The organism is Pseudomonas matsuisoli (assembly GCF_014647635.1).
In the GTDB taxonomy this organism is placed as follows: domain Bacteria; phylum Pseudomonadota; class Gammaproteobacteria; order Pseudomonadales; family Pseudomonadaceae; genus Pseudomonas_P; species Pseudomonas_P matsuisoli.
In genome coordinates this window covers 57,277-77,725 of record NZ_BMPO01000011.1, presented here as the reverse complement: position 1 = coordinate 77,725, position 20,449 = coordinate 57,277, and the positions used below count along the sequence as shown (strand labels likewise).

The window sequence follows — 20,449 nt, the reverse complement described above, 5'->3', positions numbered from 1 at the left end:
GATAACTGGAGCAGGGCGATGAAAAACCGTACGCAGAAAGATCGAATGCTTGCCGGAGAATTGTACGTGGCGGACTGTCCGGAGTTAGCGGCAGACAGTATGAAAGCGCACGTATGGATGCAGGAATACAACACGAACTACACGAACTACACGAACCCGTTTGAAACACGGTTCGCAATGCTGGCCGAACTTTTTGGTTCTGTCGGGGAGGGCGCCAATGTTCGTCCCCCTTTCCATTGCGATTATGGTTACAACATCCATCTCGGTCGGAATGTATTCATCAATTTCAATTGCGTCATTCTGGACGTCAATCCGGTCGCCATCGGCGATCGTACTCAGATCGGGCCAGGTGTTCAGATCCTGACGGCAGATCATCCAAGAGACCCTGAACTCAGAAAGCAACTGTTCGAATCGGGAAAGCCCATCACTATTGGCGAAGACGTCTGGATAGGTGCGGGCGCTCTGATTCTTCCCGGTATCACTGTTGGCAATAACGCAATTATCGGCGCAGGTAGTGTCGTGACTCGCGACGTGCCTGCTGGTGCGACGGTCGTTGGCAATCCTGCAAAGGTGCGTGCTCTGTGACAAGATCCCAAGTTGTTGTCGATAACGGAACTACGCGCTAGGGCGTAATTGCTACGCAAGCGAATATTGGCCGCTTAATCTCGGATGGCTTATTTTCTCGCGGCATTCGGCGGTCGAGTTCAGGCATCAGGCCTTCGACGTTTAGCTGCTCACGGGCCTCGCATAGCGTTGTCTTGCTGGCTGTAAGGAGCTCACACAGTTCCTTTTGAAGGGTATTCACCTTTAAAAGTTAAGTCATTGATGAGCATGTACATCACCGATGCTTCGCGCGGTATTTTTCGTATGTTGCAGGCTCGCAGTGCCCAAGTTTTTTGGCGTTCATGGTTGGCGGTGCAACAAAGACAGCGGCACTCAACAAAATCTAAATAAAGTTGCAGTGCTTGTTTGCTAAATTCACCTTCGATGCTTATAGTGCTTCGCATCATCAAATTTGAGAGTTTCTCATGTCTAAACTTGCTGAATACAAGGCGCTCGAAGCGCAGATCGAAGAGCAACGCAAGCGCCTCGAAGCGTTGAAGAACGACACTTCGCTCAAGCAGGAAATCGAATTCGAAACCAAACTGCGTTCGCTGCTGGGCGAGTATGGAATGTCACTTCGTGATGTCATCAACATGCTCGATCCTGAGTCGGGCAACAAGCGTCAATCTGCAGCGCCGGTTGCGAAGACTACACGCCGTGAGCGTGCAGTGAAGCGTTATAAGAACCCGCACAACGGCGAAGTCGTTGAAACCAAAGGCGGCAACCATAAAACGCTCAAAGCCTGGAAACAGGAACACGGTGCGTCCGAGGTTGAAAGCTGGCTCGAATAATCGGTCCTGCTTCAAACGAAAAGGCTGCATATGCAGCCTTTTTTGTTTGCTTAGTTTGCTGAAAATACTGTCACTCCAAGGGGACGTGACTCCACGGCCAGCCCGCCCTTCGCTAAACCTCTTCTATTTGAAACGACACGACTTCGGTGTTCGCCGGTTCTTGTCGATCCATCCGACGATCCAGGCGGATCTCTTTCGACGGTCTATGCCCAAAGTAGGCGGTATAGCATTTGCTGAAATGGCTCGACGATACGAAGCCGCACGCCAGGCTCACTTCGATAATCGACTTGGATGAATGCTGGAGCAAACGGCGTGCTTCGGTGACGCGGAGCTCCAGGTAATAGCGTTGCGGTGTCGTGCCGAGCTGCTCACTGAACAACCGTTCGATCTGGCGTCGCGACTTTTTCACGTAGTGCGCCATCTGGTCCATGGACAAGGGCTCTTCCAGGTTGGCTTCCATCAGGCTGATCACCTCCTGCACCGGAGCCGCCAGGTTACGGTAGCGCGAGCGGGTGACGGCTCTGACCCGCGACATGTCGAACGCGAGAATATCGACGATGCCGTTCACCAGACCGCTGTCGTAGAGCCGGCCAATCCACTCGAGGATCATGTAGAACGCGCCATTGGGACTGGCCGCTGTCAGCCGGTCCCGGTCAACCATATGCGTGACGTTGGTGACCTGGGTGGCCGGGGCGATCTCGGTCAAGGCCAGACGCTGTTCAGGATGAATGGCGCAGCGATAGCCATTCAAAAGGCCCGCGTCGGCAAGAAACCAGGCGCCATTCCACAAACCACTCAATGCAACGCCCTGGTCCGATGCTTTCTTCAGAATGCTAGAGAGGTGAGGGCGGGTGTTACAGGGCGTGCGCAGGCCACCGCAGACGACGAGCAGATCGAGCCCGAGGACATCCCCGGGCCGGAGCACCTGGCCTGGTTTGATGGGAATCCCCAAATCACTGACCACGTCGCCTTCTTCCAACCCGAATGTAAAGAACTCGAACGAGCCCGTACGAATGAGGTTGGCTGTCACCAGAGTGTCGAGCGACTGCGTAAACGACGGCAGCGAGAAATGCGTCAGCAATAGAAAGCCGACCTTCATTGTCTTGTCTGTGACCGTACCTGATTGAACCGGCTTCAAATTACGGCCCTGCAGACTTTCGCTGAATGTGCGCTCTAGCCTCATCGGGCACCTACATGATCACTACGGCGATTGAGTGATGAAATACGGTTCACTTGAATAAACCCTAACTTTCTTTGCTTCAGGCCCGCTCCAACAGCGCTCGCAGTTGATCGAGCGCCTGTTCGTGAGTGCGCTCGAACTTCAGCGGTGTTGCCGTGACATGTCCAGCCTCCAAGGCGCCGCTTTCGGTGTCGTCGGCATCATTGTTCCAGGCCCGCTTCAGTTTCAGCCAATGGTAAGCCATCTCGCGAGGGTCCCGCCCGGAGACGACGTCCACACCCTGTAGCAGACCGGCGCCTTGGCGCGTCGCTTTGAGCGGTTTGACATCCCCCGGTGCCACGGCAGGGAAGTTGATGTTGATGCAGGCATCCTTTGCCCAGCCGGCTTCGACGACGCGGCGAATCGCGTCGGGGGCATGTTCCCGGGCGATGTCCCAGGGCACATCATTGCGGTCGCGGAACGCCTGGCTCAGCGCAATGGAGGGAATGCCCAGCAACATGCCGGTCATGGCTGCGCCGACTGTGCCCGAGAACACCGTCTCGGTACCAAGGTTCGCACCTCGATTGATACCCGAAAGAATCAGCTCAGGAAGCTGCCCATCCAGCTGGCCGTCCATAATGTGGGCAATGGCCAGGGCCACGCAGTCACCGGGCGTACCTGATACGGCAAAACGCTGGGGGCCTTTGGGATGTGCGCGCAAGGGGGCGTGCAGGCTAAGTGAGTGCGACGTGCCGCTCTGGTCTTCGGCCGGCGCGACGACCCAGACGTCCTCTGCAAGCGTGGAGGCAATGGATTCGAGTAGCGCCAAGCCGGGCGCGTCGATGCCGTCATCGTTGGTCAGCAGGATTCGTTGGAACAACCGTGCATGCGTCATCAATGGCCTCCAGGCGCGATTCGGTCCCGTTGATTTACCATGTACGCCTTGACCTCCGCCACCCGCGAGGGAGCCCATGGCTTTACCTGATACCGACACCTGGCGCATCGAAGTGCCTGACGCCAGCGCACTCGATGACGTCCGTACGTTTGCGATGCAGGCGCGTACCGAAATGTTCGGCGACCGTTTCGAGCGGGGGCCGATCCCTGCGGACCTGAAGGACATCCCAGCGGTATATGGCGGAAGTGACGGCTACCTGCGGATCGCACGTCGGGAGGGCGAGATCGTCGGTACCATCGGCTACCGGGCCTATGATCATCGCTTCCCGCAACTCGACCTCCGCGGCGCGCGCGTCGTCGAAGTCGTCAAACTGTACGTCCGGCCCGATCAACGCCGGCAGGGCCTGGCCGACCGTCTCTTTCTCGGGTTGGAGGCATACGCGCTGGCAAACGGCATCAAGACGCTCTATTTGCATACGCATCCTTACCTACCCGGAGCCGAGACATTTTGGACGCGCCACGGATTTCAGGTGGATGTACGCGACACCGACCCCGTCTGGCAGACGATTCACATGTCGCGCCGACTCGAACGTACCTGACGGGCGCGTGCGTTCAGCTCACCAGGGCATCGGCCGCTGGCGGTAATCGGCGAAATGGCAGCCGCCCACGCCGTAAAATCCTTGGATTGTCTCGATAAGACCGGTCGCACTCTCGGTGACGTTCACTGCCGCATTTTCACCACCCATGTCCGTTTTTACCCAGCCCGGATGCAAGGCGAGGAGCGTCGAGGCAGGTTTGTCCTCTGCCTGATTCCAGCTTTGCAGCAGGCTGTTCAGCGCCGCTTTACTGGCGCCATATAGCGGCATGCTCGCTGACAACGCGAGCGACACGCTGCCCATTTGCGAGCTGGTAAAGGCAATGACGCCCTGAGGGGAAACACGATGGCTCAGCCTTCGCGCCATGCGCACCGGTGCAAGGGTGTTGGTGATGAACAGCGAGGCAACCTCTTCCTTGCTCGCGTCGTCGAGGCTATCCGGGCCCTTGATACCGGCATTGAACAGTGCGACGTCTAACGTTATGTCCCCAAGTGCCGCTTCGATCGTAGCCACGGCGTCCGTATCGGTAAGGTCGCACAGGATCTGCGTCAGTTTCCCTGGGTGTTTGCGGGACAGGGCGTCCAGCGCGGAGTTGCCCGCTTTACGAAGGGTTGCGAATACCTGGTGACCTTGCTGGAGATAGTTTTCTACCAAAGCCAGGCCAATACCGCGCGAGGCGCCGACGACGAGAATGTACTGCAAAGGGTGTACTCCACGTTGGAATGCGAAAAGGGTTCAATGCGCGTTCAATTGACCGGGTGGATCGACCTGAACGGTGATGTGCGAAAGTTTATGCCTACGCCGCAAATGCTCGCTCACCAGGGCTGGCAGCGCCAGCGGGTCGGCCTCGGGAGCCGGCGTGACGTGTACCGTGGCGACGTTGCGATCGTCCATCAAGGTCCAAGCATGAAAATGACCCGCCTCGGCAATGCCCGGCAGCGCGCGGATTTCAGCCTCGGTCCGAGCGGGGTCGATACCGCGTGGCGTGGCTTGCAACAGCACCTGGATGGACTCGATCACCAAGCGCCACGCCGAACGCACGACCAGCAATGCAACGATGATCGATAGCAGAGGATCGAGTATCGACCAGCCCGTGTACATGATCCCTAGTGCGGCGGCGATCGCGCCCACGGAGCCCAGTAGGTCGCCGATCACGTGGAGGAAGGCGCCACGCAGATTGCTGTCACCCTTGTTCCCGGCGTTGAGCACCAGCGCACCGACGATGTTCACGACCAGCCCGATCGACGCGACGATCAGCATCGGCATCGCCATGACTTCGACTGGCGTGTAGAAGCGGCTGAACGCCTCCCAGACGATCCACGCCACGAGCAACAGCAAGGCCGCGCCATTCGCGAGTGCGGCCAGAACCCGCACGCGATGGAAGCCGTAGGTGCGGCGGTGATCAGGAGCACGAGCGGCGAAACGGTAGGCAATCAAGGCCAGCAGCAGCGCCGCCGCGTCGGAGACCATGTGGCCGGAATCGGCGATCAGGGCTAGGGAGCCGGATAACCACCCGCCCAATGCCTGGAGGGCCGCGTATAGCGTTGTAATGACGAACACGAAACGGATACGGCGCTCGTTCCCGTCGGTCACCGAAGGCGCGTGACTGTGACCATGAGCGCCGTGGTCATGATGACCGGCGTGGTGAGTGTGGTCGTGGTGATCTGAATGATCGTGGTGGGCATGCCCCATGCGCGAACTCCGTTGAAGACGTGGATGCCTGAGCACCATAGACCTTGGAGTCACTACAGAGTCAACGCCGGAGGCATTTGTTCAGCTGCGGGTTCGTCGAAATGCGTTTGATCAGTAGGATGATCCCTCACGAGCATGGCTCGCTCCTACAGGTGAGAGTGCATCCGTAGGGCGGGTGGAACCCGCGTGCGGTGTATGGCGTGCCGCTACAGCACCCGGGTTTCACTCGGTCTACAAAAGCGGAATGCGTTCCGTCAAAGATCGTAATGCGCCAGCTGCCGCGCGATGAGCAGGCGTTGGATCTCGCTCGAGCCCTCATATATCTGCGTGATGCGGATATCGCGGTAATACTTCTCGACTGGGTAATCCTCGAGGTAGCCGTAGCCACCGTGGATCTGGATAGCTTTGGAGCAGATCCATTCACCAGCTTCGGAGGCGAACAGCTTGGCCTGGGAAGCTTCGCTCAAACAGGGTTGACCAGCACTGCGCAGGCGCGCCGCATGCAGGATCATCAAGCGCGCGGCGTTGAGCCGAGTGTGCATGTCGGCCAGCAGGTTGGCGATGCTCTGGTGCTCGATGATGGGCTTGTCGAACTGCACCCGCTCGCGGGCGTAGCCCAGCGCCGCTTCGAAGGCCGCCTGGGCAATGCCCAGCGCCTGCGCCGCGATACCGATGCGGCCACCCTCGAGATTGGACAGGGCGATTGCCAGTCCCTTGCCGCGCGAGCCCAGCAGATTCGCTTCCGGAACACGGCAATTGGAGAGGGTGATGGCGCAGGTGTCGGACGCACGAATGCCCATCTTGTCCTCGGTCCGCTCGACGTTGAAACCGGGCGTGTCGGTGGGCACGAGAAAGGCGGAAAGGCCTTTCTTGCCAAGCTCAGGATCCGTCACGGCAAACACGATGGCTAAGCCTGCGCGTTTGCCGTTGGTGACGAACTGCTTGGCACCGTTGAGTACCCACTCACCGCTTTCCATCACCGCACGCGTTTTCAGGTTGTGTGCCTCGGAGCCGGCTTGCGGTTCGGTGAGGCAAAAGCAGCCGATGACGTCGCCACTGGCGAGGCGGGGCAGCCAGGTTTGTTGCTGCTCGGGCGTGCCGTAGTTGAGCAGCGGCCCGCAGCCGACGGAGCTGTGGACGCTCATTAATGCGCCAAGCGCGCCGTCCGCAGCCGAGATTTCCTCTACCGCAAGGGCGTAGGCAACGTAGTCGATGTAACTGCCGCCAAACGTATCCGGAACGATCATCCCCAGCAGGCCGAGTTCGCCCATTTGCGCGATCGTGGTGTCGTCGATCCAGCCTGCCGCCTCCCATGCACGCGATTTAGGCGCGATCTCGCCCTTGGCGAAATCACGTGCCATGTCGCGAATCAGGCGCTGATCTTCGGTCAATTCGAGGTCTTGCATGGGGACTCCTGTTGTTCTTGTTGTCGTGTTCCGCGCGGTTAGAGGTTGTCCAGGTGGATGGCTTCGGCCATCCACCCTACGTGTGCCTGTGTCCGAATCCGAGGTGTAGGGTGGAAAACGGCGGAGCCTTTTCCACGCGGTTCGGTGTTATCCCATTCATGCTGCCGAGAACCCATCGAAAAACGCCGCTACCTTGGCTTGATCGACCTCTTCAAAGCGTGCCGGTTTCCAGCGCGGCTCTTTGTCTTTGTCGACGATGAGTGCGCGCACGCCTTCGAGCAGGTCGCCACGGTCAAGCCACTGCTTCACCAGATGCAGCTCCAGATCGAATGCCTGATGCTGGTTCAACGTCTGCCCGCGCTTCAACGCCTCGAACGCGACATTCACCGCCAGCGGCGAGCGGCTTTCGAGGGTGTTACGGGTGGCTTGCGCCCACGCCTGGTAATGGGGATCGGACTCTCGCTGGAGCGACGCAAGGATGGCGTTAACACCTTCATAGGTAAAATGCCGCTCGATGGTGGAGTAAAACCCTTCCAGCTCAGCGTCCGGCAATGATTTCGCAGCGTACTCGTTTAGCAGGGCGTCCAGCTCAGCGATTGCGCTCTGTTGCCAGGGCAGCACATCCAGCGCGTCCAGGAACGCGCCAAAGCGTTCACGCGGCAGATGCCAGTCCGCCAGCCCGAGCGCCAGGGCATCTGCGGCGTTGATCTGGTTGCCGGTCAGGCCCATATACAGCCCAACGTTGTGCGGTAAGCGGGCAAGGAAGTGGCTCGCGCCAACGTCGGGAAAGTAGCCGATGGCCGTTTCCGGCATCGCCATGCGCACCCGTTCGCTAATCACGCGGATCGAGGCCCCTTGCGCAAGGCCCATGCCGCCGCCGAGCACGTAGCCATCCATGAGCGCAACGATGGGCTTTGGATAGTCGTGCAGATGGCGGTCGAGCGCGAACTCCTCGTCGAAATAGATCCGGTGCAACTCATCGCCGGCCGCATAGCTGTCGTACAGCGCGCGGATATCGCCACCCGCGCAGAATGCTTTCTCCCCGTTGGCGCGCAAAACGACGACTTGTACGCCGTCATCGGTCTCCCATTCCCTCAAGCGTTCTTCGATGACGCGAATCATCTCCAGGGAAAGGGCGTTAAGGCCGTTGGGACGGTTAAGGACCAAATGACCGACCTGGTTGCGGACGTCGACCAGTACGGTGGCATCACTCATTTTTAGCGGGCTCCAGGTAATTGTTGATGATTGCCGAGAAGTCTAGTCCGCCGTTCCCGCCGCTGCTGAATTGCTGGTAGAGCTGCTGGGCCAGAGCACCGAGGATGACCGGTTGGCGAATAGCCCGCGCCGCATCGGTGGCAAGCCCGAGGTCCTTGAGCATCAGGTCCGTACCGAACCCACCGCTGTAGCCACGTGAGGCCGGGACGTTTTCCAGCACGCCGGGGAAGGGGTTATTGGTGTCCGAGCTCCAGCAGCGCCCACTGGACGTGTTGATGATGCTCGCCAGCACCTTCGCATCCATCCCCAGCCGTGTGCCCAACGCCATCGCTTCCGCCACGCCGATCATCGAGATGCCCAGCAGCATGTTGTTGGCGACTTTGGCCACCTGGCCGTTGCCGCTGGCGCCGCAGTGGACGATGTTCTTGCCCATGCAGGCAAGGATCGGGCGCGCTTTCTCGAACTCGTTTTCGGTGCCGCCGACCATGAACGTCAAGGTACCCGCTGCGGCGCCACCGGTGCCTCCGGACACGGGAGCGTCGAGCAGTGAATTGCCGTTTGCGCTCGCGGCCCTGGCGACCTCGCGGGCGCTGATCGGGTCGATGGTGGACGAATCGATCAGCAGCACCTGCGGATCTACCGTGCTTAGCAGTCCGCTTTCGCCGAGGTAAACGCTTTTGACGTGTGCCGACGCGGGCAGCATGGTGATGATGATGTCGACGTTCGCATGGGCAACATCGGTAGGCGAATCCGCTCCCGTCGCGCCTGCGTCTACGAGTTCTGCAACAGCGGGCGCGGAGAGGTCGAAAACGGTCAGCGTATGGCCAGCCCTGATGAGGTTGCGCGCCATGGGCGCTCCCATGTTGCCCAGGCCGATGAATCCGATGTTCATGGTGTTTGCCTCTTTTTGTTGTAGGGCATGCAGTTGCTCTTTTTGTAGGAGCTAGCTTGCTGGCGATCGAGGTTCTACAGAAACGATGTACGCGGCAGATATAACGCGATCGCCAGCAAGCTGGCTCCTACAAGATCGAAGGCGATCGGCAGGTCCGGCGGACACCTGTAGGAGCCCACTTGTGGGCGATCCAGATCCAACAGAAAGCACGTTTTAGAGTGGGCGCACACGATCGCCCACAAGCTGATCGCAGCCCGGTGTGCTCCTACAGGGGCGTTGATATGTCCGCTATCGATGCTTGAACACCGCCTTGCGCTTCTCCACGAATGCGTTCATGCCTTCCTTCTGGTCCTCGGTGGCGAATACCGAGTGGAACAGGCGGCGTTCGAAACGAATGCCTTCGGTGAGGCCGATTTCATCCACGCGGTTGATGCACTCTTTCACCATCATCGCGGTGGGGAGTGAACGTGCGGCGATGGTGCTCGCCGCCTTCAGCGTTTCTTCGAGCAGTTCCGCATACGGAAACACACGGGCGACCAGTCCGGCGCACTCGGCTTCGTCCGCGTTCATCTGGTGGGCGGTCAGGCACATCTCCATGGCTTTGGCTCGTCCAATCGCGCGTGTCAGCCGCTGGGTACCGCCGATACCGGGGAGTACGCCGAGGGTTATTTCCGGCAGGCCGAACTTGGCGGTCTCGGCGGCATAGATGAAGTCGCACATCAGCGCCAGTTCGCAGCCGCCGCCGAGCGCATAGCCCGAGACGGCCGCAATCAATGGCTTACGCCGCCGTGCGATGCGGTCAGCGGTATCGAAGAAGTCGTCGAGATAGACCTGCGGGTATCCCAGGCCGGCCATTTCCTTGATGTCGGCACCCGCGGCGAAGGCCTTTTCCGATCCGGTGATGACCATGCAGCCAATATCCGGGTTGGCCTCCAGGGTATCGAGTGCTGCGTTCAGTTCGGCGATGAGCTGTCGATTCAGCGCGTTCAGCGCCTGCGGACGGTTCAGCGTGATGAGGCCCACGCGTCCTTGGATCTCGAGCGCTATGGTTTCGAATGTCATGGTATGTCCCTTCGCGTCCGTATACGCGTTACTTCAGATTGATCGTGGTGTTCACCGTGCCAACGTCGTTCTCGTCGAACCAACGCTCGGTGACCGTCTTCGTTTGCGTGTAGAACTGCACGACCTGTTTGCCGTAAGGGCCCAAGTCGCCAAGCTTGGAGGCGCGCGACCCCGTGAAGGAAAAAATGGGAACGGGAACAGGGATCGGCACGTTGATGCCCACTTGGCCCACGTCAATCTCTTCCTGGAAATGCCGTGCCGCGGCGCCTGAACGCGTGAAGATGGCGACACCATTGCCATTGGGGTTGGCGTTGATCAACTCGATCGCATCATCCAGCGTGGCGGCGTGCATCACGCAGAGCACCGGACCGAAAATTTCTTCTTTGTAGATGCTCATTTCGCGAGTCACGCCATCGAAAATGGTCGGCCCGACGAAGTTGCCGTTGGCATACCCGGAGATCGAAGGGTTGCGCCCATCCAGCGACAACGTCGCGCCTTCGCTCACACCGCGTTCGATGAGACTGCCCACGCGATCGAGTGCCGCACAGGAAATCAACGGGCCGACGTCGGTGCCGCTTTCATGGCCGGCGCTGACTTTCAGCCCTTTCGCTTTGGTCACCAGGTCCGGTAGCCAGTCGTGCGCTTCGCCAACGAGCACCGCCACCGATACGGCCATGCAGCGTTGACCCGCCGCCCCGAATGCGGCGCCTGCGAGGTTGTTGAGCGTTTGCTCCTTGTTGGCATCGGGCAACACGATGGCGTGGTTCTTCGCCCCCATCATGCATTGCACGCGTTTGCCCGCCTGGCTGGCGCGGTGGTAGACGTGAGTACCCACGCGCGTCGAGCCCACGAAGGACACGGCCTTGATGTCCCGGTGGTCGCAAATGGCGTTTACCACGTTCGGCCCGCCATGAACGACGTTGAGCACGCCAGGCGGAATGCCGGCCTCCAGCGCGAGTTCGCACAGGCGCATCGTGACCATCGGATCCTGCTCGGACGGTTTGAGCACGAAGGTATTGCCGGTGGCGATGGCCATCGGGAACATCCACAGCGGGATCATCGCGGGGAAGTTGAAGGGCGTAATGCCGGCGCAGACGCCCAGGGGCTGAAGCAGGGTGTAAGTATCGACGCCGCTGGCAACGTTGTTTGCCAGCTCGCCCAATTGCAGGTTGCCGATACCTGCCGCGTGCTCGACGACTTCCAGGCCGCGGAACACATCACCTTCGGCGTCGGCCAGTGTCTTGCCTTGTTCGGCCGTGAGTATCGCGGCCAACTCCTTCATGTGCTCGCGAATGAGTTGCTGGTATTTCAGGAAGATTCGCGAGCGGGCACCGATGGGGGTCTTGCGCCAGGTTTTGAAAGCCGCCTGCGCGCTGGCGACGGCCCGATCGACTTCATCCGTCGTAGCGAACGGCACCCGTGCCAGCACGTCCTGGGTGGCCGGGTTGATGATGTCGCGCCACTCGGTGGTTTGCGATTCGACGAATTCGCCGTTGATGAGGAGTTTGACGGTGGTGGTCATGGTCGGGCCTTTTTGTAGTTGTTTGATGAATAGGGGCGACGTGCTTTTTGTAGGAGCCAGCTCGCTGGCGATCGCGACCTTATCGGCGATACAAAGCTGAATTTAGGTACGAGATCGCCAGCAAGCTGGCTCCTACAAGAGCAGGGCGGAATGCTAGCCAGCCGCTTTGAGGTCGGGAAAATCCTCCTCGCAGTAATCGTGCGTTGCGCGTGTACCGCTCTTGCGACGCTCTGCTTCGAGCAGGCGCAGTTCGACGCGGCGAATCTTGCCGGACAAGGTTTTGGGCAACTCCGCGACGAACTCCAGCCGCCGTACGCGTTTGTATGGCGCGAGTGCTGCGCGAGCGAAACCGAGCAATTCGGCGGCGAGCGCGGGGCTCGGCGCATAGCCCTGCGCGAGGATCAGAAACGCCTTGGGCACCGCCAGGCGCAGGGGATCGGGGCTGGGAACGATGGCGACTTCCACCACGGCCTCATGCTCGATCAGGGCGCTTTCCAGTTCGAACGGACTGATGCGGTAGTCGGACGCCTTGAACACATCGTCCGCTCGACCCACGAACGTAATGTAGCCGTCCTCATCCACCTGCGCGGTGTCGCCGGTTCGGTAGTGGTCGCCGCGCATGACTTCCGCGGTTTTGTCCGCGCTGTCTTCATACCCAAGCATCAGCCCAAGAGGCCTTGGGGACGTCTGCAGCGCCACCTCGCCTTCACGAGCGACGTTACCGTCCGGGTCCAGCATGTTGATGCGAAAGCCCGGTAGGGGGCGGCCCATCGATCCTGGCTTGAGCCTTTGGCCGGGCGAATTACCGACCACGGCGGTGGTTTCCGATTGCCCGAAACCGTCACGCAGCGTCAGGCCCCAGGCCTCGCGAATAGTGTCAATGATCTCGGGATTGAGCGGTTCGCCGGCGCCGATCACTTCGCGTAATTTGAGCCGCTCGCGATAGATCGGCAGGTCTTCCTGAATCAGCATGCGCCAAACCGTCGGTGGCGCACACAGGCTAGTTACCGGGTGCCGCGTGATGTTTTCCAGCAGGCCCTTCGCGTTGAAGCGTGGACTGTTGTGGATGAATACGCAGGCGCCCGCATTCCAGGGTGCGAAAAAGCAACTCCATGCATGCTTGGCCCACCCTGGCGAGGAGATATTCAGGTGAACGTCGCCGGGCCGCAGGCCGATCCAATACATCGTAGACAGATGCCCGACGGGATAGCTCTGGTGGCTGTGCAGCACGAGCTTGGGCTTCGAGGTCGTGCCAGAGGTGAAGTAGAGGAGCAGGGGGTCGCTGGCGAGGGTTGGCCCGTCGGGCTGGAAGGTCGAGGGATGGCGCTCGTTGTCGGCATACGCGTGCCATCCCTCCGGCGCACTGCCAACGCAGATGCGCGTCAGTGCTTGCGCGTCCGCCGCGAACTTATCCGTGTGGCCGTCGCCGATCACGACATGTTCCACCCGGCCGCGCTCGATGCGATCCTTCAGGTCATCGCCCGTCAGCAATCCCGTGGCTGGAATGATCACCGCGCCAAGCTTGAAGGAGGCAAGCATGGTTTCCCACAGCGCCACCTCGTTACCGAGCATCAGCAGGAGCCGCGACCCGCGCGTCACGCCCAGGTCGCGCAGGTAATTGGCGACGCGGTTGGAGCGCGCTCGCATCTCTTCGAAACTGTAACGCTCTTCGTCACCCCCTTCGGCCGTTAGCCAAAGTGCCGGCTGTTGGTTGCCCGCAGCCATGGGGTCGAAGTAGTCCAGGGCCCAGTTGAAGTTGTCGAGTGCGGGCCATTGGAAGTCGCGGTATGCCGTGTCGTAGTCGTCACGATGGCGCAGCAGGAAGTCGCGTGCGGCGAGGAAAGGGTGCGAGGTGCTGTTCACGTGAAGCCTCCTTCTTGTTGTTATTGGAAGTCGAGGTGAGACGTGGTGCAGGAAAGCTTTCGGTTCGCGGACTCGGTTATTTGTCTAGTAGCAGGGCAGGGTCGAATTGAGTATAGGTGTGCAAACTTCTCGTCGATAACAACAAATAAGCCGGTTGGTTATGCAGAAAACCCCGAATAGCCCCAGCGAGTTGAATTGGGATGACCTCAAGTTTTTCCTCGAAGTCGCCCGCACCCGAACGGCCAGCAGCGCTGCGCGGCGCCTCGGGGTCGATTACACGACGGTGTCGCGCCGGATTGGCGCTTTGGAAAAGGCCCTGGGTGCGCTGCTGTTCGAACGCTCCCGCGCCAACGGTTTCGTACTGACCGCCGAAGGGTCGCACCTGCTGGGCTACGCGGAGTCTCTCGAGAACACCTTGCAGGCGGCTTGCGAGCAGGTGTCGGGCACGGGGCTGGCGTTGTCTGGAAACATTCGGATCGGTTCGACCGAAGGCTTCGGGACGTTTTTTATCGCGCCACAACTGAGCCGTTTCCAGGAACGCTATCCGAACATCACGCTGGACCTGATGCCGGTGCCGCACTTCATCAATCTGTCGCGGCGTGACGCGGATATCGCCGTCACCCTCGAACGGCCGGAACGCGGGCCTTATGTCTGTTCGAAGCTCTGCGACTACAGACTCAAGCTGTATGCCACGACGGCCTACCTGGAACGACATCCGCCCATACGGTCGGTGGACGATCTGGCACAGCACAGCTTCATCACCTACGTCGACGATTTGGTGTTCAGTCCTGAATTGCTCTATCTCGAGCGTACGGTGCCGAATGCCAACACGGCCTTTCGCAGCACGAGCGTGATCGCGCAGTACACGGCGACGCTGCAAGGGCGGTCGTTAGCCATCCTGCCCTGTTTCGTCGCAGCGCCGGATACGCGTCTCGTTGAAGTTTTGCCGGACGATGTGCATGTGACGCGGCGTTTCTGGATCTACTACCGAGAAGACTTGCGCCGTCTCAAGCGCATTACGGTGTTGGTGGATTACCTGAAGAGTGCCACCGACCAGAACCGGGCGTTCTTGATGGGAGAGGAGAGGGCGTTGATCGTGTAGACGTAGGGTGGATCAGCCACGCCGTGGCGTAATCCACCGTTCAGTCACACGTGCGGGATCATGCCGCGGCGACCGCCTTGGCGATCGCTTCATTGAACGCCGGCAGGTCGTTGGGGTTGCGCGAGGTGATAAGCGTGTAGCCGTTCGCTGGGCACTCTTTGACTTGCTCGTCTACCCAGTTCGCTGCATGAGCGTTGAGTAGGTCAGTTTTCACGCTGGGGTAAGAGGTCAACGTCTTGCCCTCGACCACGCCCGCGTTGATCAGCACCCAAGGGCCATGGCAGATCGCGGCGACGGGTTTGCCTGCGTCCACGAAGGCCTTGACGAGGCGCTGAGCGCTTTCATCTTGACGCAGCGTATCGGCATTGACCGTACCGCCGGGAATGACGAGCGCATCGAATTCCGTTGCGTTGACATCCGCCAGACGCGCGGTGGATTCGACGGTCTTGTCCTTCTCGGTGTCCTGCAAAAACGTCTGGGTGGTGCCGCCTTTGGATGAGGCATGGACAACGGAGGCGCCGAACCCGCTGAGCGTTTCCATGGGTTTGACCAGTTCGTCGCGCTCGATACCGGTGTTGGACGTGATGATAAGAATCTTCTTGCCGTCGAGACGGTTACTCATGATGCGATCTCCTGAGCGAATGCTGTTGAACGTGTCGGACGCGGCGCACCGCATCGACCCCTATAAATCAGGAAAGCGGCAAGGGTTGTGAAGTTCAGGCGGACAGGATCAGTGGTGTGGTGGATCGCTAGGCGATCGGGTGCTCATGGCGGGTAGAGCGGTACAGTCAACGCTGCCGTTAGTGACATTACCGTTTGCACCAGTGGCCATCTGTCTGCCCGATTGACGTTGCAGCGTGTTGGCCACTTAGGAAAAAGGAGAGAAGTGCGCGCTCGCTCTTGTGATAGCTATAACGTCCGATATCCAGATCCAGTCCGATACCGTGAAGTCCAGCACGCTTTTCCGACTTTTTCCTGGCCGTTCATCCGTTTGGATCGATGGAAACGGCCTGGAAGGTGCGTTCTATGGCCTCCCGTCGCGCATTACGCGCCGATGGTCTTGGGCAAACACAACGTAATCACCACCTGATCATCCACGTTGGCAAAGCGCACGTTGCCGCCGAAGCTTTCGCACAGCGCCTTCACGATGGGCAAGCCAAGCCCCCAGCCGCGTTTCTCGCTGCGGCTGGAGATGAAGTAGGGCGTCGCGAGGTTGGCGAGAACGTCGTCTGGAAGACGACCATAGTTGCTGATCGTCAATATCACTCCATTGGGATCGAAGACCTGCTTGACTTCGATTGGTGTGTCGTCAGCGCCATGCTTGGCAGCATTGAGCACCACATTATCGAAGATCCGCAGGAAGGCGTTTCTGTCCCAGTGAACTTCTTGTTCCGGCGTCTCGATGTGCACGTTCAGTGCGTTCGAAAATTGCAGACGAAGATTGTGATTCGCCTCGTTAAGCAACTCGCCTAGCACGAGCGGTTCGCCCCGGAGTTGCACGCCGCCACCGAGGCTCATGTGCGAGATATCCAGTACGTTGGTGATCATCTGGTTCATGCGTTGCAGGTTGTCATGCAGGGTTTGCAGCATGTCTTCCGAGCGGCGCGCCGGGTTCTTCTGCATCAAATTGACGATCATCGTGGCGGCGGTCAGCGGTGAGCGCAGGTCATGGTTGAGTGAGCGCATGAAGCGCTCAAGCATGACCTTTTCCGCCTGGAGATTCTCACTGCGGGCGATCGCCGAATTGCGCTGACGCTCCATGCGACCAACCCGGGAGCTGGCCTTGAGCAGCGACCCTACCGTTGCCAATACTTCTTCAGCGTTGATCGGGTGCGTGAGATAGGCCTGCGCGCCAGTGTTCAGGCCAAGCGCCTTGTCCTTGCCGGTGATGAAGGTCGCGGAGATGTTGATGATCGCGGGCAACCGCCCACGGCCGCGCTTCTTCTCGATCGCCTGAATAAGTTCGAAGCCCGTCATGTCGGGCAGGTTGATGTCGATGATCACCAGTTCGACGTCATCGTCAATCAGCTCCAAGCCGGCTCTGCCGCTGGGGGCTTCGAGGATTTGCAGCTGCGTCTGCGCCTCGAGAATGCGGCGCAGGACGTACCGATTGGCATCGGTGTCGTCGATGATGACGATGCGCTGTGATGGCCTACTCATGGTCCAGGCTCCGGGCCAGATCGCGAACCTCGGCCAAGAGTCGCTCGGCGTGATCGGCTTGATGTTTGAATAGCACCGCGCGGCAGTGCCCTTGCAGCCTTGCCAATGCTGTTTCATCCAAAGGGTTTGCAGTGTTGATCAGCACGCGCTGGTGCATGCTCCAGTCCATGCTGGCCAGCAGGTCTTCACCGCTAATGTCCGGCAGGTCCAGGTCCAGCAGGATGATATCCGGACGCACAGCGTTCAGGCGGTCGAGACTGGCACGCGCGCTATCTGCCTCGATGAGGACGGGGTTGCACGGCTCAAGCGTGCGTCGGACGAGATAGCGATCCGCTTCGCTGTCATCGATCACCAGAATGGTCGTCCCGCTGAGGTCCGGCGCAACGGTATCGGCTTTGGCGGGCTGGAATTGACGCGGAATACGTGCGGTGAAGCGGCTGCCTTGACCTTCCTCGCTCTCCAGCAGCAGTTCGCCCTTGAGCAGCACCGCAAGCTTTTGCGCCAAGGGCAAACCGAGCCCCGTGCCTTCGATATGCGTCAGGTGCGGCGATTTGATCCGGCCGAACTCCTCGAAAATTTTCTGGCGGTTCTCTGGCGCGATGCCCAGGCCGTTGTCCTCGACCAGGAATTCCACAGTGGCATCGTCCGTCTGGAACACCTGGATACGCACGTGGCCCGCCGGGGTGTATTTGAACGCATTGGAGATGAGGTTACGTAGTATCTGAAAGAGTCGGCTCTCGTCGGTTTCCAGCTTGAGCTCGGCCTTGGGCTTCACCACTTCGTAGCTGACGTTCGGGTAGCGAGGCGCCATCGCTGCGGCGAAATCATCGAGTCGTTCCACGAAGGCGACCAACTCGAATGGCTGCGGATCGATGGCCAGCCGTCCCGACTGAACTTCAGCAAGCGCCAGCAATTCGCTGACGAGATTAGACAGTTCGACGGCGGCGTTGCTGATGAAGCGGACCTGCCGTAATTGTTCCGAGTTGAGCGATCCGTCCACGCCGCTGGCCAGCAGCTTCGACACGTTTTCAATGATGTTGATCGGCGTGCGGAACTCGTGGGTCATGTTGGAGAAGAAGCGACTCTTGGCGGTGCTCGCCTCTTGCAGGTCATGTGCCGTTTTTTCCAGCTCGGAATAGAGCGCCACCACCCCTTGGTTGGTGTTTTCCAATTCCTTGTTGGTCGCTTCGAGCTCTTGCTGTTTTGTGTGCAGCTCTGTGTTGGTGATCAGCAGCTCGGCGCTTTGTTGGCGGATCTGCTGATACGGATCGGGTTTCTCGGCTCCCGAGAGTTCGGCAATCAGCAGCGTAAGCGTGGCATCATCGGGGAACGCGTGCGGTGACTGGTATTTGCAGGCCTGAATGCAGGTGCCGGTGCTAGACGACTCGATCTCGAAATCGTCCAGCAACTTCTGCGCGCCCCGCAGCCCTACGCCCATTCCCGTAGGCGAGCGGTAGGTCCCGGCGCGAATCGCATTGAGCTGCGCGATGCCTGGGCCCTTGTCCTCGGCACGGATGCCGATACCGCACAGCTGACCGCGCGCGTTGACGGCGAGGGAAAATTTGAACGTACCTTTGCCAGCGTACTGATAGATATTACGAGCAAGCTCGGAAACCGCAGTGGCCAATCGAATTTGGTCGAGCGTGTTCCAGTGCATTTTAGCCGCGAGGCGCTTGGCCGATTGCCGGCAATGAACGATGTCCTGTTCGGTTTCGATGGGCAGGCTGATGAGGTGCCGCAAGTCAGGCATGTTTGATTACCAATACGGTGGCATCGTCGTTGTGGCGACGGAAATCCCGATGAAGCAATCCGGCGATGAGTGCGGGGTGACGAAGCAGGCTGCCGGGGTAGTCCTTCAAACCGACCTTGGAGGTCAGGCCGTCCGAGTTCAGGACCAGCAGCGCGCCAGGCGTCCATGGATAGGTGAACGTCTGGATCCGGCCGATCTTGTAACCGAGCGTTCCATTGTTCGAAACCATACTGCGGGAGTCGTTCGTCAGGAGGCGGCCCGCCACGTTGCCAATCCCGCAAAAACTGACTTGCCCATGCTCGGGATCGACCTCTGCCATCGACAACGCGCCGCCACGGGTCGACATCAATGCCTGATGCAGGTTTTCCATCAGCTCATCCAGCGGGAAACGATCCGCATAGGCCAGGAAGATCTCCCGCGCCTTTTCGGAGGCAACCGCCGCGCTCGGGCCATGTCCCAACCCATCGCAGATCATGAAGCGGTTACCTTTGACAGCCCAGCTGTCCCCAGACACCTCTTCCTGCGGGTAGGGCGTGCCCGCCGCACCGACCAGGAAGGGCTCGTTGCGTTTCGGCAGGAGATGAAAGCGGGACAACACGACCGTTCCCTGGCCTGGCTGCGAATAGATGTCGAACACGTCCGATTGCCGCTGGATCGCGCCAAGTCCAGCGCCCATCGTGCCGGCGGTGCTGTAGTCGTCGGACAGGCAGCGCCGCACATCCGTCATGCCAGGGCCTTTGTCCAGGGCAATGATGTCCAGCACGCCATCGTTCAATGCATGCAAGAGCTCACCATGTCCGGCGTGGCGAACGAGGTTGTACGCCAGTTCCTGCACCACGATCGCGATACGCCCGAGCACTGTTTCGTCGCTCGTCACCGTCGCAGCCAGGCGCACGACGGCTCGCCGCGCCGCATCCACATGGGCACTTTCCGCGACCATCAGTAACGGATTCGCGCTCATCGCCATTTCCAGAGCTCGATGGCCGTACCACGGCCAGCCGCGCTGTCGATGGAAAACTCGTCCACCAATCGTCGAGAGCCGGACAGACCCAGGCCGAGGCCATTCCCGGAGGTGTAGCCGTCGACCATGGCGCGCTCGATGTCCGCAATGCCGGGGCCGTTGTCCTTGATAAGAAGGCGGACCGCAGGTTTGCCATTGCGCTGGGTCTCCTCCAGAACGCACTCGCCACCGCCGCCATAGATCAACGCGTTTCGCGCGATCTCACTGGCGGCCGTCACGATTTTCGTCTGCGAGATGATACCCAGCCTTATGCTCTCGGCCGCTTTGCGTACCTGCTGGCGAATCAGGACGATGTCAGTCTCCTGCTGAAGCGGAAGTGTCTGCGTTTTCGCCACTCTCTAACTCCCCAACCGATTCGTCTTCGGCAACCATGCTTTCGAGGCGGCGCATGCCTTTCTCGGTGTTGAGTGCTGTGGCGATGCCTTCTAAGGAAAGGCCCAATTCCACCAACGTGATGGCAACGGCTGGCTGCATGCCGACCACGATGACCTTCGCATCGAGGATGCGCGACACGTTGGCGATATGGGACAGCATGCGGCCGATGAAGGAGTCGACGATTTCCAGTGCGGAGATGTCGATGAGCACGCCCTTGGCCTTGTGCCGGACGATTTGATGCGTGAGGTCTTCCTGCAGGTCGAGTGCGAGTTGGTCATGCATATCCACCTGGATACTCAACAGGAGGAAGCGACCCATTTTCAAAATTGGAATCTTGTCAGCCATG

20 protein-coding genes are annotated in these 20,449 nt (G+C 59.7%); 4 read left to right on the top strand and 16 right to left on the bottom strand.

Annotated elements, in window-relative coordinates; all coding sequences use genetic code 11:
• Positions 1-18 precede the first annotated feature (18 nt).
• Both IEY47_RS19260 and IEY47_RS19255 read left to right on the top strand, forming a co-directional pair.
• Positions 19-585, top strand: coding sequence for a sugar O-acetyltransferase (locus IEY47_RS19260; RefSeq protein ID WP_188985746.1), 567 nt, complete (start codon positions 19-21; stop codon positions 583-585).
• 443 nt (positions 586-1,028) lie between these two features.
• On the top strand, positions 1,029-1,394 hold the full coding sequence (locus IEY47_RS19255; protein WP_188985744.1) for a histone-like nucleoid-structuring protein, MvaT/MvaU family: 366 nt from the start codon (positions 1,029-1,031) through the stop codon (positions 1,392-1,394).
• Positions 1,395-1,506: 112 nt separating this feature from the next.
• Here IEY47_RS19255 and souR read toward each other — a convergent pair whose 3' ends face one another.
• Entirely contained in the window at positions 1,507-2,577 is a 1,071-nt protein-coding gene (souR, locus tag IEY47_RS19250) for a transcriptional regulator SouR (RefSeq protein WP_188985742.1), read from the bottom strand.
• A gap of 76 nt (positions 2,578-2,653) precedes the next feature.
• Positions 2,654-3,448, bottom strand: a complete 795-nt coding sequence (surE, locus tag IEY47_RS19245; protein ID WP_188985740.1) for a 5'/3'-nucleotidase SurE — start codon at positions 3,446-3,448, stop codon at positions 2,654-2,656.
• A gap of 76 nt (positions 3,449-3,524) precedes the next feature.
• On the opposite strand from surE, the gene IEY47_RS19240 reads away from it, so the two are divergent.
• Positions 3,525-4,046, top strand: coding sequence for a GNAT family N-acetyltransferase (locus IEY47_RS19240; protein ID WP_188985738.1), 522 nt, complete (start codon positions 3,525-3,527; stop codon positions 4,044-4,046).
• Between the two features lie 18 nt (positions 4,047-4,064).
• On the opposite strand, the gene IEY47_RS19235 is transcribed toward IEY47_RS19240, so the two are convergent.
• The 8 genes from IEY47_RS19235 to IEY47_RS19200 form a co-directional block, all read right to left on the bottom strand.
• The gene (locus IEY47_RS19235) at positions 4,065-4,745 is read right to left on the bottom strand and encodes an SDR family oxidoreductase (RefSeq protein WP_188985736.1); all 681 of its coding nucleotides are present in this window, start codon (positions 4,743-4,745) and stop codon (positions 4,065-4,067) included.
• 33 nt (positions 4,746-4,778) lie between these two features.
• Positions 4,779-5,636, bottom strand: a complete 858-nt coding sequence (locus IEY47_RS19230; protein WP_229779535.1) for a cation diffusion facilitator family transporter — start codon at positions 5,634-5,636, stop codon at positions 4,779-4,781.
• Positions 5,637-5,989: 353 nt separating this feature from the next.
• The gene (locus tag IEY47_RS19225; RefSeq protein WP_188985732.1) at positions 5,990-7,141 is read right to left on the bottom strand and encodes an acyl-CoA dehydrogenase family protein; all 1,152 of its coding nucleotides are present in this window, start codon (positions 7,139-7,141) and stop codon (positions 5,990-5,992) included.
• A gap of 156 nt (positions 7,142-7,297) precedes the next feature.
• Positions 7,298-8,356: an enoyl-CoA hydratase/isomerase family protein gene (locus IEY47_RS19220; RefSeq protein ID WP_188985730.1), complete on the bottom strand. Its 1,059-nt coding sequence runs from the start codon at positions 8,354-8,356 to the stop codon at positions 7,298-7,300.
• Complete coding sequence (gene mmsB / locus IEY47_RS19215) at positions 8,349-9,248, bottom strand: 3-hydroxyisobutyrate dehydrogenase (protein ID WP_188985728.1); 900 nt, start codon at positions 9,246-9,248, stop codon at positions 8,349-8,351. Before mmsB ends, IEY47_RS19220 begins: the two co-directional genes overlap by 8 nt.
• A 288-nt stretch (positions 9,249-9,536) precedes the next feature.
• Positions 9,537-10,310: an enoyl-CoA hydratase gene (locus IEY47_RS19210; RefSeq protein WP_188985726.1), complete on the bottom strand. Its 774-nt coding sequence runs from the start codon at positions 10,308-10,310 to the stop codon at positions 9,537-9,539.
• A 28-nt stretch (positions 10,311-10,338) separates the two neighbouring features.
• Positions 10,339-11,832 (bottom strand): CoA-acylating methylmalonate-semialdehyde dehydrogenase, encoded by a 1,494-nt coding sequence (locus IEY47_RS19205; protein WP_188985724.1) that lies wholly within the window; start codon positions 11,830-11,832, stop codon positions 10,339-10,341.
• 153 nt (positions 11,833-11,985) lie between these two features.
• Positions 11,986-13,695, bottom strand: coding sequence for an AMP-binding protein (locus IEY47_RS19200; RefSeq protein WP_188985722.1), 1,710 nt, complete (start codon positions 13,693-13,695; stop codon positions 11,986-11,988).
• Between the two features lie 160 nt (positions 13,696-13,855).
• Between IEY47_RS19200 and IEY47_RS19195 the strand changes: the two genes are divergently transcribed.
• A complete protein-coding gene (locus IEY47_RS19195; RefSeq protein ID WP_188985721.1) occupies positions 13,856-14,797 on the top strand; it encodes a LysR family transcriptional regulator in 942 nt (313 codons plus the stop codon).
• A 58-nt stretch (positions 14,798-14,855) separates the two neighbouring features.
• Here IEY47_RS19195 and IEY47_RS19190 read toward each other — a convergent pair whose 3' ends face one another.
• The 6 genes from IEY47_RS19190 to IEY47_RS19165 form a co-directional block, all read right to left on the bottom strand.
• Positions 14,856-15,419, bottom strand: a complete 564-nt coding sequence (locus tag IEY47_RS19190; RefSeq protein WP_188985719.1) for a type 1 glutamine amidotransferase domain-containing protein — start codon at positions 15,417-15,419, stop codon at positions 14,856-14,858.
• A 422-nt stretch (positions 15,420-15,841) separates the two neighbouring features.
• Positions 15,842-16,957, bottom strand: coding sequence for an ATP-binding response regulator (locus IEY47_RS19185; protein ID WP_188985717.1), 1,116 nt, complete (start codon positions 16,955-16,957; stop codon positions 15,842-15,844).
• Positions 16,950-18,707, bottom strand: coding sequence for an ATP-binding response regulator (locus IEY47_RS19180; RefSeq protein WP_188985715.1), 1,758 nt, complete (start codon positions 18,705-18,707; stop codon positions 16,950-16,952). Before IEY47_RS19180 ends, IEY47_RS19185 begins: the two co-directional genes overlap by 8 nt.
• Positions 18,700-19,668: a SpoIIE family protein phosphatase gene (locus IEY47_RS19175; RefSeq protein ID WP_188985713.1), complete on the bottom strand. Its 969-nt coding sequence runs from the start codon at positions 19,666-19,668 to the stop codon at positions 18,700-18,702. Before IEY47_RS19175 ends, IEY47_RS19180 begins: the two co-directional genes overlap by 8 nt.
• Positions 19,665-20,063: an ATP-binding protein gene (locus IEY47_RS19170; RefSeq protein WP_229779533.1), complete on the bottom strand. Its 399-nt coding sequence runs from the start codon at positions 20,061-20,063 to the stop codon at positions 19,665-19,667. The genes IEY47_RS19175 and IEY47_RS19170 overlap by 4 nt, the downstream gene beginning before the upstream one ends.
• The gene (locus IEY47_RS19165; RefSeq protein ID WP_188985711.1) at positions 20,023-20,448 is read right to left on the bottom strand and encodes an STAS domain-containing protein; all 426 of its coding nucleotides are present in this window, start codon (positions 20,446-20,448) and stop codon (positions 20,023-20,025) included. The genes IEY47_RS19170 and IEY47_RS19165 overlap by 41 nt, the downstream gene beginning before the upstream one ends.
• Position 20,449: the final 1 nt, after the last annotated feature.